Below are 16872 nucleotides of genomic sequence, written 5' to 3' on the forward strand. Positions count from 1 at the left end.
TTAGAGCAGGGATTTATCCATCATCATGTGAATGCCTTTCTCGCGGTTTACGGTCTGGGTGACCCGCAGGTCGCCCGCCAGTGAACACAGCATATAGGCTTCGGCACGGGTGATGCCCGCGCGCTCCGAGACAAGGCCGATCATCCGCCGCAGGGCGATTTCCACGCAGACATCCAGATCGGCGTGCATCCCCATGGTGATCAGATGGGTGGGCGTTTCGGCCTCGGGATAGGTCAGGTCCAGATCCTTGCGCACTGTCAGGCGGAAACGGCCCTGAAGCGCTGTCTCGATCGCGGTCACGCAGACCTCTCCGTCCCCCTGCGCGCCATGACCGTCGCCGCAGGAAAACAACGCGCCCTCGTTAAAGACCGGCAGGTAGAGCGTCGTGCCTGCCACCAGTTCCTTGTTGTCGAGGTTGCCGCCATGGGCGCGCGGTTCGATCGTGGAAATCCGGCCCCACGCGGGCGGCGGGGCCACGGCCATCCCCCCGAAGAACGGCGCAAGCGGCAGTTTCAGCCCCCAGGGCAGCGTCGCCTCGTTGGCATCGGCATCCAGCGCGATGGTCATGTCGTGGCGCTCGGTGAAATCCAGCGGCAGCGTGCCCGCCAGCGGTTTGGCGTAGGTAAAGCCCCAGTCTTGCCGCAGCTTCACGTCAAGGATGTCTATCTGCAGCACGTCACCGGCTGCGGCGCCTTCGACAGCGACAGGTCCGGTGAGGATGTGACCGGGCATGCCGGGCAGCCCCGCCGCGTGCAGTTCCAGCAGTTCGGGCGGCACGTGAAAGCCGTCGCCGGGAAGCACATCGGGGCCCCCCGAGACGGAATTGATCGTCACTTCCGCGCCGCTGGCGATGGTCGCCACGGGCGCGCGTGTGGCGTCGAAATAGCCCCAGTGGCAGGTATCCGGTCCGGCGTCGATAATCATTCAGGCTCTCCTTGGGGTGGGGTGCAGGGTGTTGCGGCTCTCAGCGGCCGATGGCGTAGGCCTGCATGAGGCGCGGGGTCGCTGCGGCGCGCAGCATGCCGTCCTTTTCGCGCAGTGCGGCCGTCAGGCGGCCAACGGTCCAGGGCTCCGCCACCGTGACGATGTGACCGCGCGCGCGCAGATCGGCGATCACGTCATCGCCAAACGCCGGCTCCAGCATCATCTCGCCGGGTTTCACCTCGCGCGGGAAGAACGAGCCCTGGAAATGCATCGAATGGAACAGCGGCGCGTCGATGCCTTCCTGAAGGCCCAGACCGAAGTGAACGAACCGCAGGAACCAGATCAGCTGCCATTGGTCCTGCTGGTCGCCCCCCGGTGTGCCGAATACGACCTGCACGCCGTCCTTTTCCGCAAGGCTGGGGGTGAGGGTCGTGCGCGGGCGGCTCTTGGGGACCAGCGAGGTGGTCAAGCCATGCTCGAGCCAGTACATCTGCGCCCGCGAGTTCAGCGGAAAGCCGAGGCCGGGAATGACCGGAGAGCTTTGCAGCCAGCCGCCCGATGGCGTGGCCGAGACCATATTGCCCCAGCGGTCGATCACGTCCAGATGCACGGTATCGCCACGCTTTTCGGTAAGATGCGACATCGTGGGTTCCTGCGCCGCGACGGCGCCCACGCCGAAATCCCGGCCCGCGCGTTCGACATAGGCATCGGCCAGCGCCTCGTACCCCGGGATCCGGCCCGGGCGCTGTTCGTGTGAGGCCTCTTTGCCGATCAGCTTGCGGCGGTCGTCGTTATAGGCATCGCTCAGCAGCACATCCATCGGGGTATCGCTGAAATCCGGATCGCCGTAGAAGGCTTCGCGGTCCGCATAGGCCAGCTTCATCGCCTCGATCACCGTGTGGACGAACTCGGCCCCGTTGGGATCCATCGCACCCAGATCGATCCCCTTGAGGATCGCGAGCGCCTGCAACATCACCGGTCCCTGCGACCACGCCTGCGTCTTGTGAACGGTCCAGCCGTGGTAGTCATAGCTCTGCGGCGCCTCGTATGTCGCGCGCCAATCGGCCATGTCCGACGGCGCAAGAACGGCGGAATGCTTTGCGTCCGAGACATCCATCACCCGCGCGTCGCGCAGGTAGTCAAAGATGGCGTCGGCCACGAATCCCTCGCGCCATGCGGCGCGGGCGGCATCAATCTGCGCTTCGCGGCTGTCGCCCGCGCTGTCCGCAAGGCGGTCGTATGTGTCGGCCAGTTCGGGGTTCCTGAACAGCGTGTTGGGGGCAGGGGCGCGGCCGCCCGGAGTCCAGACGGCGGCAGAGGTCGGCCATTCGGCGGCAAAGAACTCCGCCAGACCGGCAATCGTGTGGGCGACACGCGGAAGGATCGGGTGACCGTCGCGTGCATAGTCGATCGCGGGCTGCATGACATCGCGCAGCCCCATTGTTCCGTGGTCGCGCAGCATCAGCATCCAGCCGTCGAACGCACCCGGCACGACCGTGGCCAGCAACCCCGACCCCGGGATGAGGGAGAGGCCCTGATCCTTGTAGTGCTCGACGGTTGCCGCTTCGGGTGCGACGCCCTGTGCGCAGAGCACCTCGACCTTGCCGGTTTTGGCCGAATAGAAAATCGCGGGCATGTCGCCCGCAGGCCCGTTGAGATGCGGCTCGACCACCTGAAGCGTCAGCGCGGTCGCAACGGCTGCATCAAAGGCGTTGCCGCCGCGTTCAAGAATGCTCATCCCCACGGCAGAGGCGATCCAGTGGGTCGATGTGGCGACCCCGAAGGTGCCCCTGATCTCGGGACGGGTGGTGAAATCGGACATTCTGTCTCCTGAGTGATGCGCGCATGGGTCTGGTCCGCCGGGCCGCTGGCATGGCGGACCGGTGGTGTCGCCGGTCAGGCGTACCTTAGTGCCACTGCGGTGGCTAATCCAAGGGGGGCGTGAAGATTGACCGCGATGCGCGACGTCGGATCCCGGTTTCGCGCCGCGCAGGGCCATCGCGGGCGGGGTTGGGATAGATCTTTCGGCCCGCGCCTGCGCAAAGGCATGATTTCATGCAAAACCCTGCTAGATCATCCGGACAACCGGCGTGCGCAGGGCCCCGTCAGCCGCGCAAGAACCAAGGGAGGTCGCCATCCGTTTCTCAGTCACCATCACACTCATCCTCGTTCTGTCCGCCGTGGGGCTGACCTACGAGATTGCCGCGGGCCGTGTGCTTGCGCCGTTTTTCGGCACATCGCTGCTGACATGGACAACCGTGATCGCCACGGTTCTGGGCGGGTTTTCACTGGGCAGCGCCCTTGGCGGTATCATCGCGGAGCGCCCGCGCGACACCGCGCTGCGAAACGTGCGCAACGCGCTGGTCGCGACGGCGGTGCTGATGGCGGTATCGCCAACGCTGCTTGGCGTGGTTCACGGGATGGGCGCGCGCGGGACCGATGGCATGATGTTCAGCGTGTTCATCGTGTTCTTTCCCGCGTCCGTCTGCGTGACCCTGCCGTCCCCCCTGCTTGCCAAGCTCGCCATAGAGGCGCGTCCGGGGCGGGAGGGGTCGTCGCTCGGGTTCGTGCTGGCGGCGGGATCGGTCGGGGCGATCTTCGGCGCGATCCTCGCGGGCTTCGTGACCCTGCCGCTGATCGGCTCGACGGCAACATTCGCCGCATGCGGGGCCGTTGCGCTGCTGTGCCTGCCGTTCCTGCGGGGCGGCCAGCCTTCAAACCCCGCGGTGACGGTTGCGGCGGCGGGTTTCGTGGCCTTTGCCGGTCTCGCCGGATCACCGGCCTGCCAGTACGAATCCGGTCTGTCGTGCCTGCATGTGGCGCAACGGGGGGGCGAGATAAACCTCGTCTCGGACGGGACCCTGCAAGCGGCAGAGCATGCGACGTCATCCGGTGTCGAAGACGACGGCGTAGGGCTGGTGCTGAGCTATACCGAATGGCTCTGGGCACGGATGGACCGTGATCTGGGACGCGAGGCATCGGTGCTGTTCGTCGGCGGCGGCGGGTATACGCTGCCGACAAAACTGCTGGAGACACGTCCCGAGGCGCAGGCCATCGCGGTCGAGATCGACCCGCTGGTGACCGACGTGGTGCGGCTTCACCTACCGGCTGCCGCGCGGATGATCGCACGAACCGGCTACGATGCCGGGGCCTCAGGAGCCAGGGATGGGCGGCTTGGCATCGTCCATGCGGACGGGCGGGTGTATCTGAACGAAACGCAGCAGCGTTTCGACGCCGCCGTGATGGATGCGTTCTCCTCCGGATCGGTGCCTGCGCATCTGGTCACCTTTGAGACATTCGCCCGACTGCGCGAGATCGTGAATGGCCCTGTCTATGTGAACCTGATCGACCGGCCCGACGGGCCGCTGGCGCGGGGCGTTCAGGCGATCCTTGCTGCGCTTTATCCGCATGTCGAGGCCGTGCAGGGCGAGATCAACACACGCGGGCGCACCAACATCCTCTTCGCGGCTTCCCGCGCGCCCCTTGCGCCCCTTGCCGATGCGCCGGAGGAATACGGCCCGACCGACATCGCCGATGCGCGCGCCTTTACCGATGATCGCGGTTGGGTCGGTCACCGCTAGACCGGCAGTAGAGCATCCTTTCTGGTCTTGCGCTGGGTCGTTTTGACAGGTGGGGACGAAAGGGCGCGTATGTCGGCAGGACGCCGCGATGCTACTGCAGCAAGAACTTGGCGCCCGGATCTGCGACCTGTTTTCGCGCAGTTCCCCGCACGAGGGGATCTGGCGCAACCGATCTTGCTGAATGCCGCAAACCAGGGGGAACGGGATATTTTCTAGACCGTTTCCCCCAATATTGCTAACCTGTTCAGTAAATCTGTCTCTCAAGCGTGCTGGGCCGCCGCAGAAGAACTTCGCACTGTCGAGTGCCCGTGCCGCAAAGAGTGCCGGACCGGCTGCCAGCCTTTCCCGGTTTTGGGATAATAGTTCTTTAATGTTACAATTGCCGTCCGTTTAAATTCAAATTTCCGCGTCCCCTCCCTGCAAGAAGCAAATTATTTCATGACCGATATCTTTTCAAAATTCCTGAGCGCCGATGACGGGTTCACCCTTCTGGGCGGAGATTTAGCCATCCCCGGCGAACAGCCTATCAACTATTCCCTTGGTTTCGCGATGCAGCGATTGGGAGATGTCGACGAAGATGGCTTCGAAGATATTGCCATTAGTGCGCCGGAATACGGCTTTTACACTCAGCCAGGGCGTGTAAGCGTGATTTACGGGGGCGAGAAGCGGGCGGCAAACGCTGTCGAATACGGAATTGACCGCGCTGTGGTGTCCCCCGATACGCCAATACCGGACGAGATCATCAATCTCTTGCCGCCCAAGAACCTTTCGGTACATCTGGGCTCAACGCTCGCCTCTGGCGGGGATTTCAACGGTGACGGGATTGCCGACACATTGCTGGGGGGCGAGGACTTCAGCTACGTCATCTTTGGCGGGTCGGGGGTCTTGGCAGGGGATGCGGGTGAACAGATCGATGTGGCACGGCTGACGCCGGATCAGGGGCTGTCGCTGATCTTTGGCGGTACAGTGCAGGGCGGCGGCGATTTCAACGGCGACGGGCTTGAGGATCTGATCAGCATCAGCTCTCGCAGGGCTCCGGTTGAATACGGGATCAAAATCATTCTGGGCAGTACGGGCTATACGGGCTTCGGCGATCCCGAGGGGGTGTTCACACAGGCGATCACCAGCGAGACCGTGCTGGATGGCGGGCTGATCGCGCTGCGCCAGAATTCGGCAGATGTGAACGAAGCAGGCTATGTCGGGGATGTGAACGGCGACGGGTTCGACGATGTGGGGATCGCCACTGCCGACGGTTTCAGGATCATACTGGGCAAGGCGGATGCACCGCCCGAGTTTGATCCCGCCACACTTGGAGCGGCAGACGTGATCGAAGTTGTGCCGCGCAGTGTGGGTGATTTTGCGCTGACCGAGATCGGCGATCTCGACGGCGACGGTTTTGTCGATTTCCATTTTGTCGACAGGACCAGCCACGGCGTCCTGTGGGGCGGTGCCGACGGGATCGCGTCGCTCGTTGTGGCAGGCGAGGCCGGCACCCCCGGCCGTCTGGACCTCGCCGATCTGGCGCCGCAGGACGGTTTCGAATTGCCTCGATCAGGGATTGTTCCCGAGTTTCGGAGCGCAGCAAAAATCGCGGATGTAAACGGCGATGGCAGCACCGATCTGATCTGGAATCTGTCTGCATCTGTTCTTGGCGTTCGGCTGGGAACCGAAGAGGGCTGGCGCGCGGCAACCGACGCGCCTGCCGCCGATCTGCGGTTTGTTCTGGAAACGCCTTCGGGCGCTTTCGAGGCAGTCGATCTGAACGCGGACGGTTATGATGATGTGCTGGTGGGGGCAAACGGGAACGTCACCGTATTCTATGGTAGCGAGACCTTCGCGACAAACCTCCCCGACAGCCTGCCGGGCCCGGCCACCCCCTACCAGCGGCTTTCGACACAACTGGATGTCGTCGTCCCCTATGTTCGGCCGGGTGAACCCGAACTCAGTCAGGACGGGCGGTTCACGGTCTTCGATAGTGTCAATCCCGATCTGCCGTTCGAGACGGCGTGGGTACCGCGCCAGATCTACGTGCACGACCGGATCGAGGACAGTCTGACCCTTCTGACCGGATCGGTCGAAGGAGATTCATCCCACGCGCGGATCAGCGGTGATGGCAGGTACATCGTTTTCGAACAGCGTGTGCCGACCGATGGCGATACCGTCGATCTTTGGCTGCTGGACCGATCCGACGGGACGCCGGTCAAGCTTGCCCTCGACGGCTTCGTTGCGCCCGAAGGCGAAGGCGTGAAGCTGACCGGTGCAAGCCTGTCGGATGACGGCCGGATCATGGCGTTCACCAGCAACGCAGACCATTCCGCGCTCGGCGATACTAACGGGCTGGATGATGTCTATGCGCTCGACCGCGAGACTGGTGCACTGACGTGGATATCTCGTGGCGCCAGTACCGAAACGGGCTACGAGGGCGCAAGCCAAGCCGATGTTGCCGCCGACGGGAAGCTGGTTGCGTTCGTCGCCAAGCACATACCAGACTTAGGGCCGGACTTGGTGAATCCTGAAAACTGGCCCAATGTCTGGCTCTATGATATGGTGAGCGGGACAGGGAAGATCTTGCAGATATACGCGCACCATCCGGACCTGTCGCAAAGCGGCTTTCTCGGCTACACAACATACACCTGGTATAGCGGATCATCAGTGGTCCGCCGCGCGATTGCGGACGAGAGTGAAGCGGCCGTTTTCTCAAGCCGGTTCGGCGGGATTGCGGACGGATCTTTATATTATCCGACCCTCTCGGGCGACGGGCGCTACATGACCTTCAATGGTTCGGCTTTCAACCCCGGCGACAGCTTTGCGGTTTGGCTCGGGCTGCCCGGTGTGGATGGCAGTTATGACATTGTTGTCCGCGATCCGGATGGCGCGGTGTTGACCGGGCTTAACGACAGCGGCTATTCCACGCTGTCGCGGTCGGGCGAATACATTGCTTTCGCCAGCCGGAGCGGCCTTCTTGATCCGCTGGACGTGAACGGCGCCTACGACATCTACCTGATGCGCAATCCCGAATTTACGGCCAATCCCGAATGGTTGTACGGGCTGAGCTATCTTGACGATATCTTCACCGCGGCACCCGAAGGCTCCCGGGTGGACGGTGGGCTTGGCAACGACAGCCTGACCGGCAGCGACACCGGCGATCTGCTGATCGGCGGTGCGGGCGACGACACGCTGACGGGTGGCGCGGGCAACGACTGGCTGAGTGCCGACAGCGGTGCGAATGCGGTCGACGGCGGCGCGGGCACCGACATGGTGTCTTTCGCAGGCGCCGATCATGCTATCGTGGCCGATATTGGCGCAGGGCGTGTGACCGCCGGTGACGCCGTCAGCACCCTCACGGATATCGAGAACCTGACCGGGTCGATCTTTGGCGATTACATCATCGGTGATGCGGGCGACAACCGCCTGCGCGGTCTTGGCGATTACGACTGGTTCGTGGGATCCGGCGGGGCCGACACCTACGAAGGCGGCGACGGCCGCGACATGGTCTCTTACGTCGACGCGACGGCGGGGGTGGCGGTGTCGCTGGCGCTTGGCGGATTGTCGGGGCTGGCTGCGGGTGATCGCTTCGACGGCGTCGAGCGTCTGACCGGATCGATCTTCGCCGATACCTTCTTTGGCGATGCGGGCGAAAACGATTTCCGGGGTCTGGGCGGGCGAGACACGTTTTTTGCCTCAACCGGCGGACGCGAGCGCTACGACGGCGGGTCCGGTGACGATCTGGTGTCCTACGTCGCCTCCGGCGGCGGCGTCGCGGCTTCCTTGCGGCTGGGCTACGGGCAGTCGGGGGACGCGCGGCTGGATCTCTATACCTCGATCGAGAACCTTGCCGGCAGCGCCTTTGACGACCGGCTCAGCGGGGATGGCGGTCGCAATACGCTGATCGGTTTGGCCGGAGACGATTTCCTGTACGGGGACGGCGGGATCGACCTGCTCAAGGGGGGCGCGGGAAACGATACGATCGACGGCGGCGCAGGGTCGGATTACGCGCTCTTTGACGGCGCGCGGGCGGAATACGCGATGTTCCGCACTGCCTCGAAAGAGGTGCGCATGAACGGCCCCGAGGGTTTCGATATCTTCACTGAGGTCGAGTATTTCCGCTTTACCGACGGGGATGTGCGGATCTGGGATCTCGATATCGTCTGAGCCTTTGCGGATCCTGCCGCACCGCCCCCGCCGCGCCCCGCAAGGGCGTGCGGCGGGCCGGTCGGCCTGAACGGCCATATCAGCCAACGGTCATCCGCCTTTCGGCCCGGACGCGCGACGCGCTTCCGCGCAGGGGACGCTTTCGCCTCAAGTCACGTGCCCCATGGCGAAGGGCATTCTGTTCCGTTAGTCTGTATCGACACCGGACACGCCATCCCCGCTATCGCGCAGGGATTTCCGCCACCCCTCCCGAGGACAGTCTCTCCATGGATCTCAAGATCGGCGTACACCTGCACTATGCGCTCCGCTCCGCGACCGACCTCATCGTGCAGATCGAGGTTCCAAGCTACGCCGACCAGCGTGTCCTGCACGAGCGGACCCTCATCAACGATGCGCTGCACCGCGCCACGGTGTCGGCCGAAGAGGGCTTGGGGACGCGGACGCTCCTGCGGCTCGATAGCGATTTCAGATGCGACTACACCGCCCATGTCCGGATCGACCGGCCCGCGCTTGACCTCACACAGCTGCCCGCGGTTGCGCCGCACCTGCTGCCCGGTGATGCCGTGCGCTACCTGATGCCGTCGCGCTATTGCCCCTCCGACGAGTTGCAGAATTTCGTCGAGGCCGAATTCGGAAACAGCAGCGGCGGCGAACGGATCGCCCGCATGCGACAGTGGATCTTCGAGCGGTTCAGCTACGTCCCGGGATCAAGCAACGCCCAGACCACGGCGCTGGATACTTTCGTGCAGCGGCAAGGGGTCTGTCGCGACTACGCGCATGTGATGATCTGCATGGCGCGGGCATCGGCCATTCCTGCGCGCTTTGCCAGTGTCTACGCGCCCTATGTTTCGCCGCAGGATTTCCACGCGGTCGCGGAGGTGTATCTGGACGGGACATGGCATCTTGTCGATGCGACGGGAATGGCAACCGCTGACCAGATCGCGCGTATCGGTGTGGGGATGGATGCGGCCGAGGTATCTTTCCTGACAAGTTTCGGCCAGATCACGCTGCAATCCCAATCGGTGCAGGTGGTTCTGGACGGTTAGGGCGGCTGCACGTTTTACTAAGAAGCGGCGCGCTATCCCGCAGGATGGCAAGCCGGACGCCGCGTTGCGGGCGCGGCCCAAGCACCCGTGCTCCAGTTGCTGGGGACCAAGTTCAGCATCGGTGGCGCGGTGTTCACGCTCGGCGTCGTTTTCCTGCTGGTGCTGGTGGTGGTGCTTGCCTATGCGCTCATACCAACGGCTTGGGGGCGGCATTTCTATGCGGTCGGGGATGACCCCGACGCGGCCGAACTTTCCGGCGTGGACGTGCGCAAGACGACCATCTCGGTCCATGCCATTGCGGGTCTGATCTGCGCCTTCGCGGGCCGTGCCGGACGCGGCGTAAACCCCACCGGCGCGGCGCACGGATGATCCGATCGCCCAAACCCTGTTGCCGGGCCACCCCCTGCGCGGATAACGATGCGCGCAACAGCCCCCACCGAGGACCGAGTGACACCATGATTTTGTGCTGCGGCGAAGCCCTGATCGACATGATCACCGCACCCGTGCTCACGGGCGGCGAAGGATTTGTTCCGCATGTCGGCGGGGCGGTATTCAACACCGCGATCGCATTGGGACGGCTGGGCGCCAAAGCGGGGATGCTGACGGGCCTGTCCACGGATATGTTCGGCCAGCAGCTTGCCGAGGCGTTGAAGGCGAGCCACGTGGACACCTCGCATGTCGTCCGCTCCGACCGTCCGACCACCTTGGCCTTCGTGCAGCTGAAAGACGGCCACGCGACCTATTCCTTCTTTGACGAATTGTCCGCAGGCCGGATGCTGGCCCCGGACGACCTGCCGGAACTGAAAAGTGAGATATCCGCGCTCTATTTCGGCGGCATCAGCCTGGCCCACGGGCCCTGCGCAAGCGCCTATGCGGCGCTGTTGAAAACCCAAGCGCCGCAGCGCGCGATCATGATCGATCCCAATATCCGTGCGCAGTTCATCACGGATGTATCCAGCTACCGCAGCCGCCTTGACGGCATGATGGGCCATGCTGACATCATCAAGGTCTCGGACGAGGACCTGAACTGGCTGATCCCGGGGCAGGGGGCCTTGGCGGGCAAGGCTGCCGCGCTGCTCGAGAAGGGGGCGGCTGCGGTCATCGTGACCCGCGGGGCCGAGGGCGCGACAGGCTATCTCGAAAACGGTAGGGAAGTCTTCGTTCCCGCCGTGCGGACAGAGGTCGTGGATACCGTCGGCGCAGGCGACACGTTCAACGCAGGGCTTCTGGCCAACCTGTCCGCCACCGGCAAGCTGACCAAGCCCAAGGTCGCGCAGCTGTCGCCAGATGCGCTGGTGCGCGCGATGGAATATGGCGCGAGGGTCGCGTCTTTGACGGTATCGCGCGCCGGTGCGAATTCTCCTTGGGCAAGCGAGCTCAGGACCTGAGGCGATATTGCCAGTGGTGCAACAATTGTTTCTTTATCCGAAACAATAACAGCCATTTATTGAGACTGTCGCAAAGTGCACTGCCAAACAGGTGTGCTTTCGGCGCGGGCCGATCGAAAGCCGGCCCGCGCCTTTGGCGTCAGGCGAAGATGAAATCGCCCATATCCAGTGCCGACGCATCAACGCCGTTCAGAACCGCGATGATCTCGTCCGCCTTGCCGTCCATGACGCTGATGGTCGCATTGCCACCGGTATCGTTGGCAATCACCAGATCGCCGAAGCCAACCGCTCCGAAACCGGAAAGCTGCAGCATGTCGACGCCGTCCACATAGTCGAGAACCGTGTCCGTGCCGCGGAACTTGTCCGCATCCTCGAACACAAAGACATCCGCCCCCGATCCGCCGGTGAGAGTGTCGTTTCCGGTGCCCCCGACCAGAACATCGTCGCCACCTTCACCGTCCAGCACATCGGCCCGTTCGTAGCCGTAGATCTCGTTTGCGTTGTTGTTGCCCGACAGCGTGTCGCGTCCGGCGCTGCCGTCGACGGTTTCAACCCCGAACGAGAAGTCCAGCGTCACCTCACCGAAGCCCGGCACGGTCAGCGTGACCTCATCGTCGGCATAGTCCGCCGGTGTACCAATCTCCAACTCGAAGGTTACGGTCGCCTCTCCGGCCACATCGTCAAAGCCCAGCCCGGCCGGCACAACCGATTGGATGAACCCATAGTCATCCGACGTGATGGCAAGATCGACATCGGTGGTCACCTCGGACAGACCCGTGAGGATGGCGGCAGCAAGGTTTGAACTGTTCCCTGCCAGCTGAACAACCGAACCGCCAACACCCAGATTATCGAGCAGCGCTTGGTACGTGCCGATCTGACCGGCGGTGACCGCGAAGATCGGGATCAACCCGTTTGACGCCAGCGCCGCAGCGACCTGCGCGATGGCGGGATAATCCTCCAGCCCGCCAGCCCCTGTGCCATCGGATAGATCGGTGTCATTGTCGTTCGGGCCTCCGGCGGCGTAGTTGCCCGCCTGATGGAACGCCGCATCGGTGGTCAGAACCACAAACCGTTGCGACTCCGCGCGAAAGGTTAACCCGTTGCCCAGACCCACCTGCTGCAGGGAAACAAGTTGCGCTTCGGGCAAGTCGTTGCCGTTTCTTATAGACAGCGTGTCCAGAGCGGCATCCGCAGCAGCAAAATCGGTCGTCAGATCCTGATCGACATTATAGATAAAATCACTGGGAATGCCGAAGGGACTGATGGGATAGTCGACATAGCTGGTGATCCCCAGTGCGAGATCGTCAATTCCCCCCGCAGTCAGCGCAAATGCCAGATCCTGCATGAAATTGCCGTTCTTCAGCGTGCTGATATCATCATTGAACGATCCCGAAAGATCCTGGGCCAGCACGATATCGGCTTTCTCGGGCAGGTCCGGGACGAAAACGTTCAGATCGAACGTCAGAGTATTGTCCGGGCCGCGGGTAACCTCGACGATTGCGCCGTCTGCCGCCGACAGTGTCAGCGCGTCCGTGTCGATTGCCAGACCATCCTCCAGATCGACAGTGATACCGGCGACCTCGTTGACGTTGATCGTCACGGTCGGACAGTCAAATCCGCCATTGCCGTCCGTCACGGTGTAATCGAATGTCTGCGTGCCGGTCCAACTGGTTGCGGGTACGAAGGTGAAATCACCGTTGGCGCCGACCGTGAGGATGCCGTTGCCGGTGTCGATGGGCGTATCCAGTGCATAGGCGGTGCCATCGACGATCACTTCGGTCACGGTCAGCGGATCTCCGTCACCGTCCGTATCGGCGCCCAGACCATTATCGGCCAGCACGTTGCCGGCGATGCAGGTGTCTTCCTCTTCGCTGAACAGATCGTCCTTGCCGTCCGGTGCCAGCGGGATCCGCCCCTCGATCTTGAGCGATCCATCGCGGTTGCCGCCCGGTTCGCCTACGCTGGTGACGCGCACACCGATGCGCTGGTTGCCGATGTCGTCAAGGCTGAGGCTGCCGATGCTGGTATCGCCCAGAACGGTCCATGTCGTGGATTGGATATCATCCGTGGCGATCCCCTGCGTCCCGATCTCGACGCCCGCATCGAAATCCCTGTTCCTGGAGGTGATTTCACCGTGCAGGTTGGCCCCGTTGCCGAAGTTGTCGACGGCGTTGGCGTCGAACTGCCAATCGGTGACATCGCTCCCCAGAACCGGAGGGGCTACTTTGTCGTCAAGCGCACTCCACTTGGTTTCGCGACCATCGTTGACGTCCCACATGATCGCCCTCAGATCACCTGTGAGCCCATAGCTTTCGTCGATCGTGGCGGTCCAGACCAGATCCATGATCTCGTCGTCATTTACGTCTTTTTCGACTACTGTAAAATCGATCTTCATACCGTCCTGAATGACGGAAAATTGCACGGAGCGTGTCATCGTGCGTTCCTCCCAAATGAAATTTCTTCGCCAAAAGGCGCTTAAATATATGAAAACTAAGAAAAATAAAAATTACCAGGCGGACGTAAAATAACAGCAGACCGTACCGCCGACTCGCCTTTGACGGGAGTTTTTTAGCATGTTTTCTCGTTGAAAAGTAGAAAAACCTATCCGGCCGGGGCCAAACCCGAGGGAAGGAATTGACTCCGTTGCAAAATTTCTCGTCTGAAGGGGCCGGGTTTCAGGCCTTCGGGCGGGCCGTCTGCGACCGGGTGGCGCCAAAGGCGCGACAAGGGTGACACGGGCCGCCATTTCGCCAGATCCTCCGGCGGGCGCCAATACGAACCTTGCGGAACCCGAACAAAAAATTCAGGGTTCGCACATCAGCAGACTATTTCTGGGAGGGAAGAGTAATGAACATGATACTGAAGACAGCCGTTGCGGCGATTGCCCTGACGACCGCCACGATAACGGCCGCATCGGCCGAGACGCGGGTGACGTACAAGTCGGCCAAGACTGGATCGTCCTATTACCAGATGGGCGTGGAACTGGCCGAGGCGATGAAGGCCGGCACCGGCGGCGACATCTCGGTCACCGTGGAAGAAAGCCAGGGCTCCGTTCAGAACGTGATGGAAGTGCGCGCCCGTGGTGGCGACTACGTCTTCACCACGCCACCGGCGCTCGTCGGTCTGGCGCAAGGGGGGAAGGCCATGTTCGAAGGGAAGGGCGATCCGGCCTTTGACGATATTCGCGCGCTTTTTCCCATTCCGTCGCTGACCATGCATTTCGTCATGTCCGCCGATAGCGGTGTCACCGATATCGCGGGTCTGGCGGGCAAGACGATCCTGCTCGGCAAGGGCTCCTTCGGCGCGACAGAGGGCGAGAAATACCTCGAACTCTTCGGTGTGGCCGATAGCGTCGAGATCGCGGATGCGGAACTGTCCAACGCTGTCGCAGCGCTCAAGAACGGGCAGATCGACGGTTTCGTCACGGCAGGCTCTTACCCCGCGCCCAACGTGATAGAGGCGGCGGCTTCCGCTTCCGTCACGATCCTGTCCATGACGCAAGAGCAGGTCGCCGAGACCAAGCGCACGGAAATCGTCATTCCCGCCAACACCTATGCCGGTCAGCAGGCCGATATCACCACGACCTCGCTGCCCGTGGTGGCATACACGACCACCAAGATGGACGACGACACGGCCTACGCGCTGACCAAGACCTACTGGGAAAACAAGGCCAAGCTGGGCGATACATCCCCTTGGTGGAACGGTGTCGATCCGGCCATGCTGGGCAATATCAACGGCAAGATCCATCCCGGTGCGGTGCGCTACTACGAAGAAGCGGGCATTGAACTGAGCGAAGACCAGAAGTAACGCTCCGCCCCAGTGCAGGCCGGATCTTGCGTCCGGCCTGCTCCTCCTGATCCAGAGAGTTCCCATGCCTGATCTTCGCACCGGTCGCCTTGCCGCAGCTTTCTGGTTGATACTGGCCGCGGCGCTCGTGGCCTATCACCTTGCGCTGATCTTCTCCGGCCTGGTTCCCAATCTGGTCAGCCGTCCGCTGCATATGGCTTTCATCCTGCCGTTCGTGCTGATGCTGGGCAACGAAAGCCGCTGGGGAACGATAAGCGGCACGGTACTGGCCGCGCTGGGCATCTGCGCGACAGTATGGATCGCGATCAACCACGACCGGCTGGGCGATCAATACGGCTTCCTAGAAGGCGACATGCAGATTGCCATGGCGGTCACCCTTCTGGTGGTGACGCTCGAGGCCGCCCGCCGTGCCATCGGCTGGCCGCTGCCGCTGGTCGCTGCCGCAGCGCTGCTTTACGGTCTTTTCGGTCAATACATTCCCGGCCAGTTCGGCCATTCAGGAACTCCGATCGCCAGTTTCCTCGGAACGCTCACCATTGCCGAAGGCGGTATCTTCGGGTCACTCACCGGGGTGTCCGTGGCCGTGGTGGCGATTTTCGTGATCTTCGGCGCGGTGCTGAACGCGGGCGAGGCGGGGCAGGGGTTCATGAACGTGGCCGGCGCGGCGGCAGGACGACTGAAGGGCGGGGGTGCGAAGGTATCCGTGATCTCCTCGGCGCTCTTCGGTTCGATCTCGGGGTCCGCTTCGGCCAATGTCGCGTCTACCGGCGCCGTCACCCTGCCTGCCATGACCAAACTGGGCTATCCCAAACGCCTTGCTGCCGCTGTCGAGGCGGTCGCATCCTCTGGCGGGCAAATTATGCCGCCCCTGATGGGCGCGGGTGCTTTCGTTATGGTCGAGCTGACCGGCGTGCCCTACACGTCGATCATGGCGGCGGCGATCCTGCCCGCGCTTCTCTACTTCTTTGCCGTCTGGGTCGGCATCAACGCCTATGCCACCCGTTTCGACCTCAGGGGCGTTGACGAAGCAGACCGCCCCAAGGGGCGCGACGTCGTTATCACCTCGCTGTTTTTCCTTGTGCCCTTCTCGGTCCTGCTCTGGGCGATGTTCGGGGCCGGGTTCACCCCGCAATATGCAGCGGCGCTTGCGATCCTTGCGGGGGCGGTGCTTTTGTTCTTCAACATGGACTTCGAACTGCGGCCTTCACAGATCGCCGAGCGGTTCCAGAGTGCGCTGATGAATGCCGCAAGACAGGTGTCGATGATCGCGGCCATCATCCTGTGTGCCTCGATCATCATCGGTGTGCTTGCGATCACGGGCCTCGGCGTCAAGATCACCTCGCTTATCCTCGAAGGGTCCGGTGGCCTGCTCTGGCCGTCACTGCTTCTGACCGCGCTCGCCTGTCTGCTTCTGGGGATGGAGGTGCCGACGACGGCGGCCTATGTCATCTGCGTGTCGGTCGCGGGTCCGGCGCTGATACAGCTGGGGCTGGAGCCCTTGCAGGCGCATCTGTTCGTTTTCTGGTTCGCCCTGCTGTCGACGATCACGCCGCCGGTCTGCGGCGCGGTTTTCATCGCTGCGGGGATGATCGGGGAAAACTGGCTGAAGGTCGCGCTGACGGCGATGGCGCTGGGGGTGGGGCTCTATCTGATCCCCTTGGGGATGATCGCAAACCCCGACATCATCCGGCTGGTCGACAGTCCCCTGTCCGCGATCATCGCGATGCTGCGGATCGCCGCCGGGCTGGCGCTCGTCTCCTACGGGCTGATCGGTGCCCGCAAAAGTGGCAAGACCGCCCTGCTGGTCGGTGCCGGGCTGGCCGTGATCTTTTCGGGCATCTACATCTGACGTCTTCCGCCGCAACGGTCCGGAAGGGCACGCGGGCGCGTCGCACCCCGTTACGGTGGGCAATGGTTCGTAGCGCCGTGGCGGGGACAGGGGGGGCGAAACCGCGCCCTGTTCAGGCGGTAGAA

9 protein-coding genes and 1 pseudogene are annotated in these 16872 nt (G+C 62.9%); 7 read left to right on the forward strand and 3 right to left on the reverse strand.

Annotated elements, in window-relative coordinates:
* Both ABMC89_RS15585 and ABMC89_RS15590 read right to left on the reverse strand, forming a co-directional pair.
* A complete protein-coding gene (locus ABMC89_RS15585) occupies positions 1-924 on the reverse strand; it encodes an acetamidase/formamidase family protein (protein WP_349569577.1) in 924 nt (307 codons plus the stop codon).
* 40 nt (positions 925-964) lie between these two features.
* Positions 965-2746: a gamma-glutamyltransferase family protein gene (locus tag ABMC89_RS15590; RefSeq protein ID WP_349569579.1), complete on the reverse strand. Its 1782-nt coding sequence runs from the start codon at positions 2744-2746 to the stop codon at positions 965-967.
* Between the two features lie 268 nt (positions 2747-3014).
* Between ABMC89_RS15590 and ABMC89_RS15595 the strand changes: the two genes are divergently transcribed.
* The 5 genes and pseudogenes from ABMC89_RS15595 (at position 3015) to ABMC89_RS15615 (ending at position 11091) form a co-directional block, all read left to right on the forward strand.
* Complete coding sequence (locus tag ABMC89_RS15595; RefSeq protein ID WP_349569582.1) at positions 3015-4505, forward strand: fused MFS/spermidine synthase; 1491 nt, start codon at positions 3015-3017, stop codon at positions 4503-4505.
* Positions 4506-4943: 438 nt separating this feature from the next.
* The gene (locus tag ABMC89_RS15600; protein WP_349569585.1) at positions 4944-8657 is read left to right on the forward strand and encodes a hypothetical protein; all 3714 of its coding nucleotides are present in this window, start codon (positions 4944-4946) and stop codon (positions 8655-8657) included.
* A 266-nt stretch (positions 8658-8923) separates the two neighbouring features.
* On the forward strand, positions 8924-9703 hold the full coding sequence (locus ABMC89_RS15605) for a transglutaminase-like domain-containing protein (protein ID WP_349569587.1): 780 nt from the start codon (positions 8924-8926) through the stop codon (positions 9701-9703).
* A 72-nt stretch (positions 9704-9775) separates the two neighbouring features.
* A pseudogene (locus ABMC89_RS15610) lies at positions 9776-10054 on the forward strand (ABC transporter permease subunit); the annotation flags it as partial.
* Between the two features lie 104 nt (positions 10055-10158).
* On the forward strand, positions 10159-11091 hold the full coding sequence (locus tag ABMC89_RS15615; RefSeq protein ID WP_349569590.1) for a carbohydrate kinase family protein: 933 nt from the start codon (positions 10159-10161) through the stop codon (positions 11089-11091).
* A 139-nt stretch (positions 11092-11230) separates the two neighbouring features.
* Here ABMC89_RS15615 and ABMC89_RS15620 read toward each other — a convergent pair whose 3' ends face one another.
* Entirely contained in the window at positions 11231-13525 is a 2295-nt protein-coding gene (locus ABMC89_RS15620; protein ID WP_349569591.1) for a cadherin-like domain-containing protein, read from the reverse strand.
* A 413-nt stretch (positions 13526-13938) separates the two neighbouring features.
* Here ABMC89_RS15620 and ABMC89_RS15625 point away from each other — a divergent pair, with 413 nt between their 5' ends.
* Positions 13939-14898, forward strand: coding sequence for a TAXI family TRAP transporter solute-binding subunit (locus ABMC89_RS15625; protein WP_439655670.1), 960 nt, complete (start codon positions 13939-13941; stop codon positions 14896-14898).
* Between the two features lie 64 nt (positions 14899-14962).
* Positions 14963-16747, forward strand: coding sequence for a TRAP transporter permease (locus ABMC89_RS15630; RefSeq protein WP_349569595.1), 1785 nt, complete (start codon positions 14963-14965; stop codon positions 16745-16747).
* The last annotated feature ends 125 nt before the right edge of the window (positions 16748-16872 follow it).

It is taken from the genome of Sulfitobacter sp. HNIBRBA3233, from assembly GCF_040149665.1.
Classification (GTDB): domain Bacteria; phylum Pseudomonadota; class Alphaproteobacteria; order Rhodobacterales; family Rhodobacteraceae; genus Sulfitobacter; species Sulfitobacter marinivivus.

Coding starts and splice junctions, on each gene's coding strand:
- ABMC89_RS15600 (WP_349569585.1), top strand. CDS start 4,944: ATGACCGATATCTTTTCAAAATTCCTGAGCGCCGATGACGGGTTCACC.
- ABMC89_RS15605 (WP_349569587.1), top strand. CDS start 8,924: ATGGATCTCAAGATCGGCGTACACCTGCACTATGCGCTCCGCTCCGCG.
- ABMC89_RS15590 (WP_349569579.1), bottom strand. CDS start 2,746: ATGTCCGATTTCACCACCCGTCCCGAGATCAGGGGCACCTTCGGGGTC.
- ABMC89_RS15585 (WP_349569577.1), bottom strand. CDS start 924: ATGATTATCGACGCCGGACCGGATACCTGCCACTGGGGCTATTTCGAC.
- ABMC89_RS15615 (WP_349569590.1), top strand. CDS start 10,159: ATGATTTTGTGCTGCGGCGAAGCCCTGATCGACATGATCACCGCACCC.
- ABMC89_RS15625 (WP_439655670.1), top strand. CDS start 13,939: ATGAACATGATACTGAAGACAGCCGTTGCGGCGATTGCCCTGACGACC.
- ABMC89_RS15630 (WP_349569595.1), top strand. CDS start 14,963: ATGCCTGATCTTCGCACCGGTCGCCTTGCCGCAGCTTTCTGGTTGATA.
- ABMC89_RS15620 (WP_349569591.1), bottom strand. CDS start 13,525: ATGACACGCTCCGTGCAATTTTCCGTCATTCAGGACGGTATGAAGATC.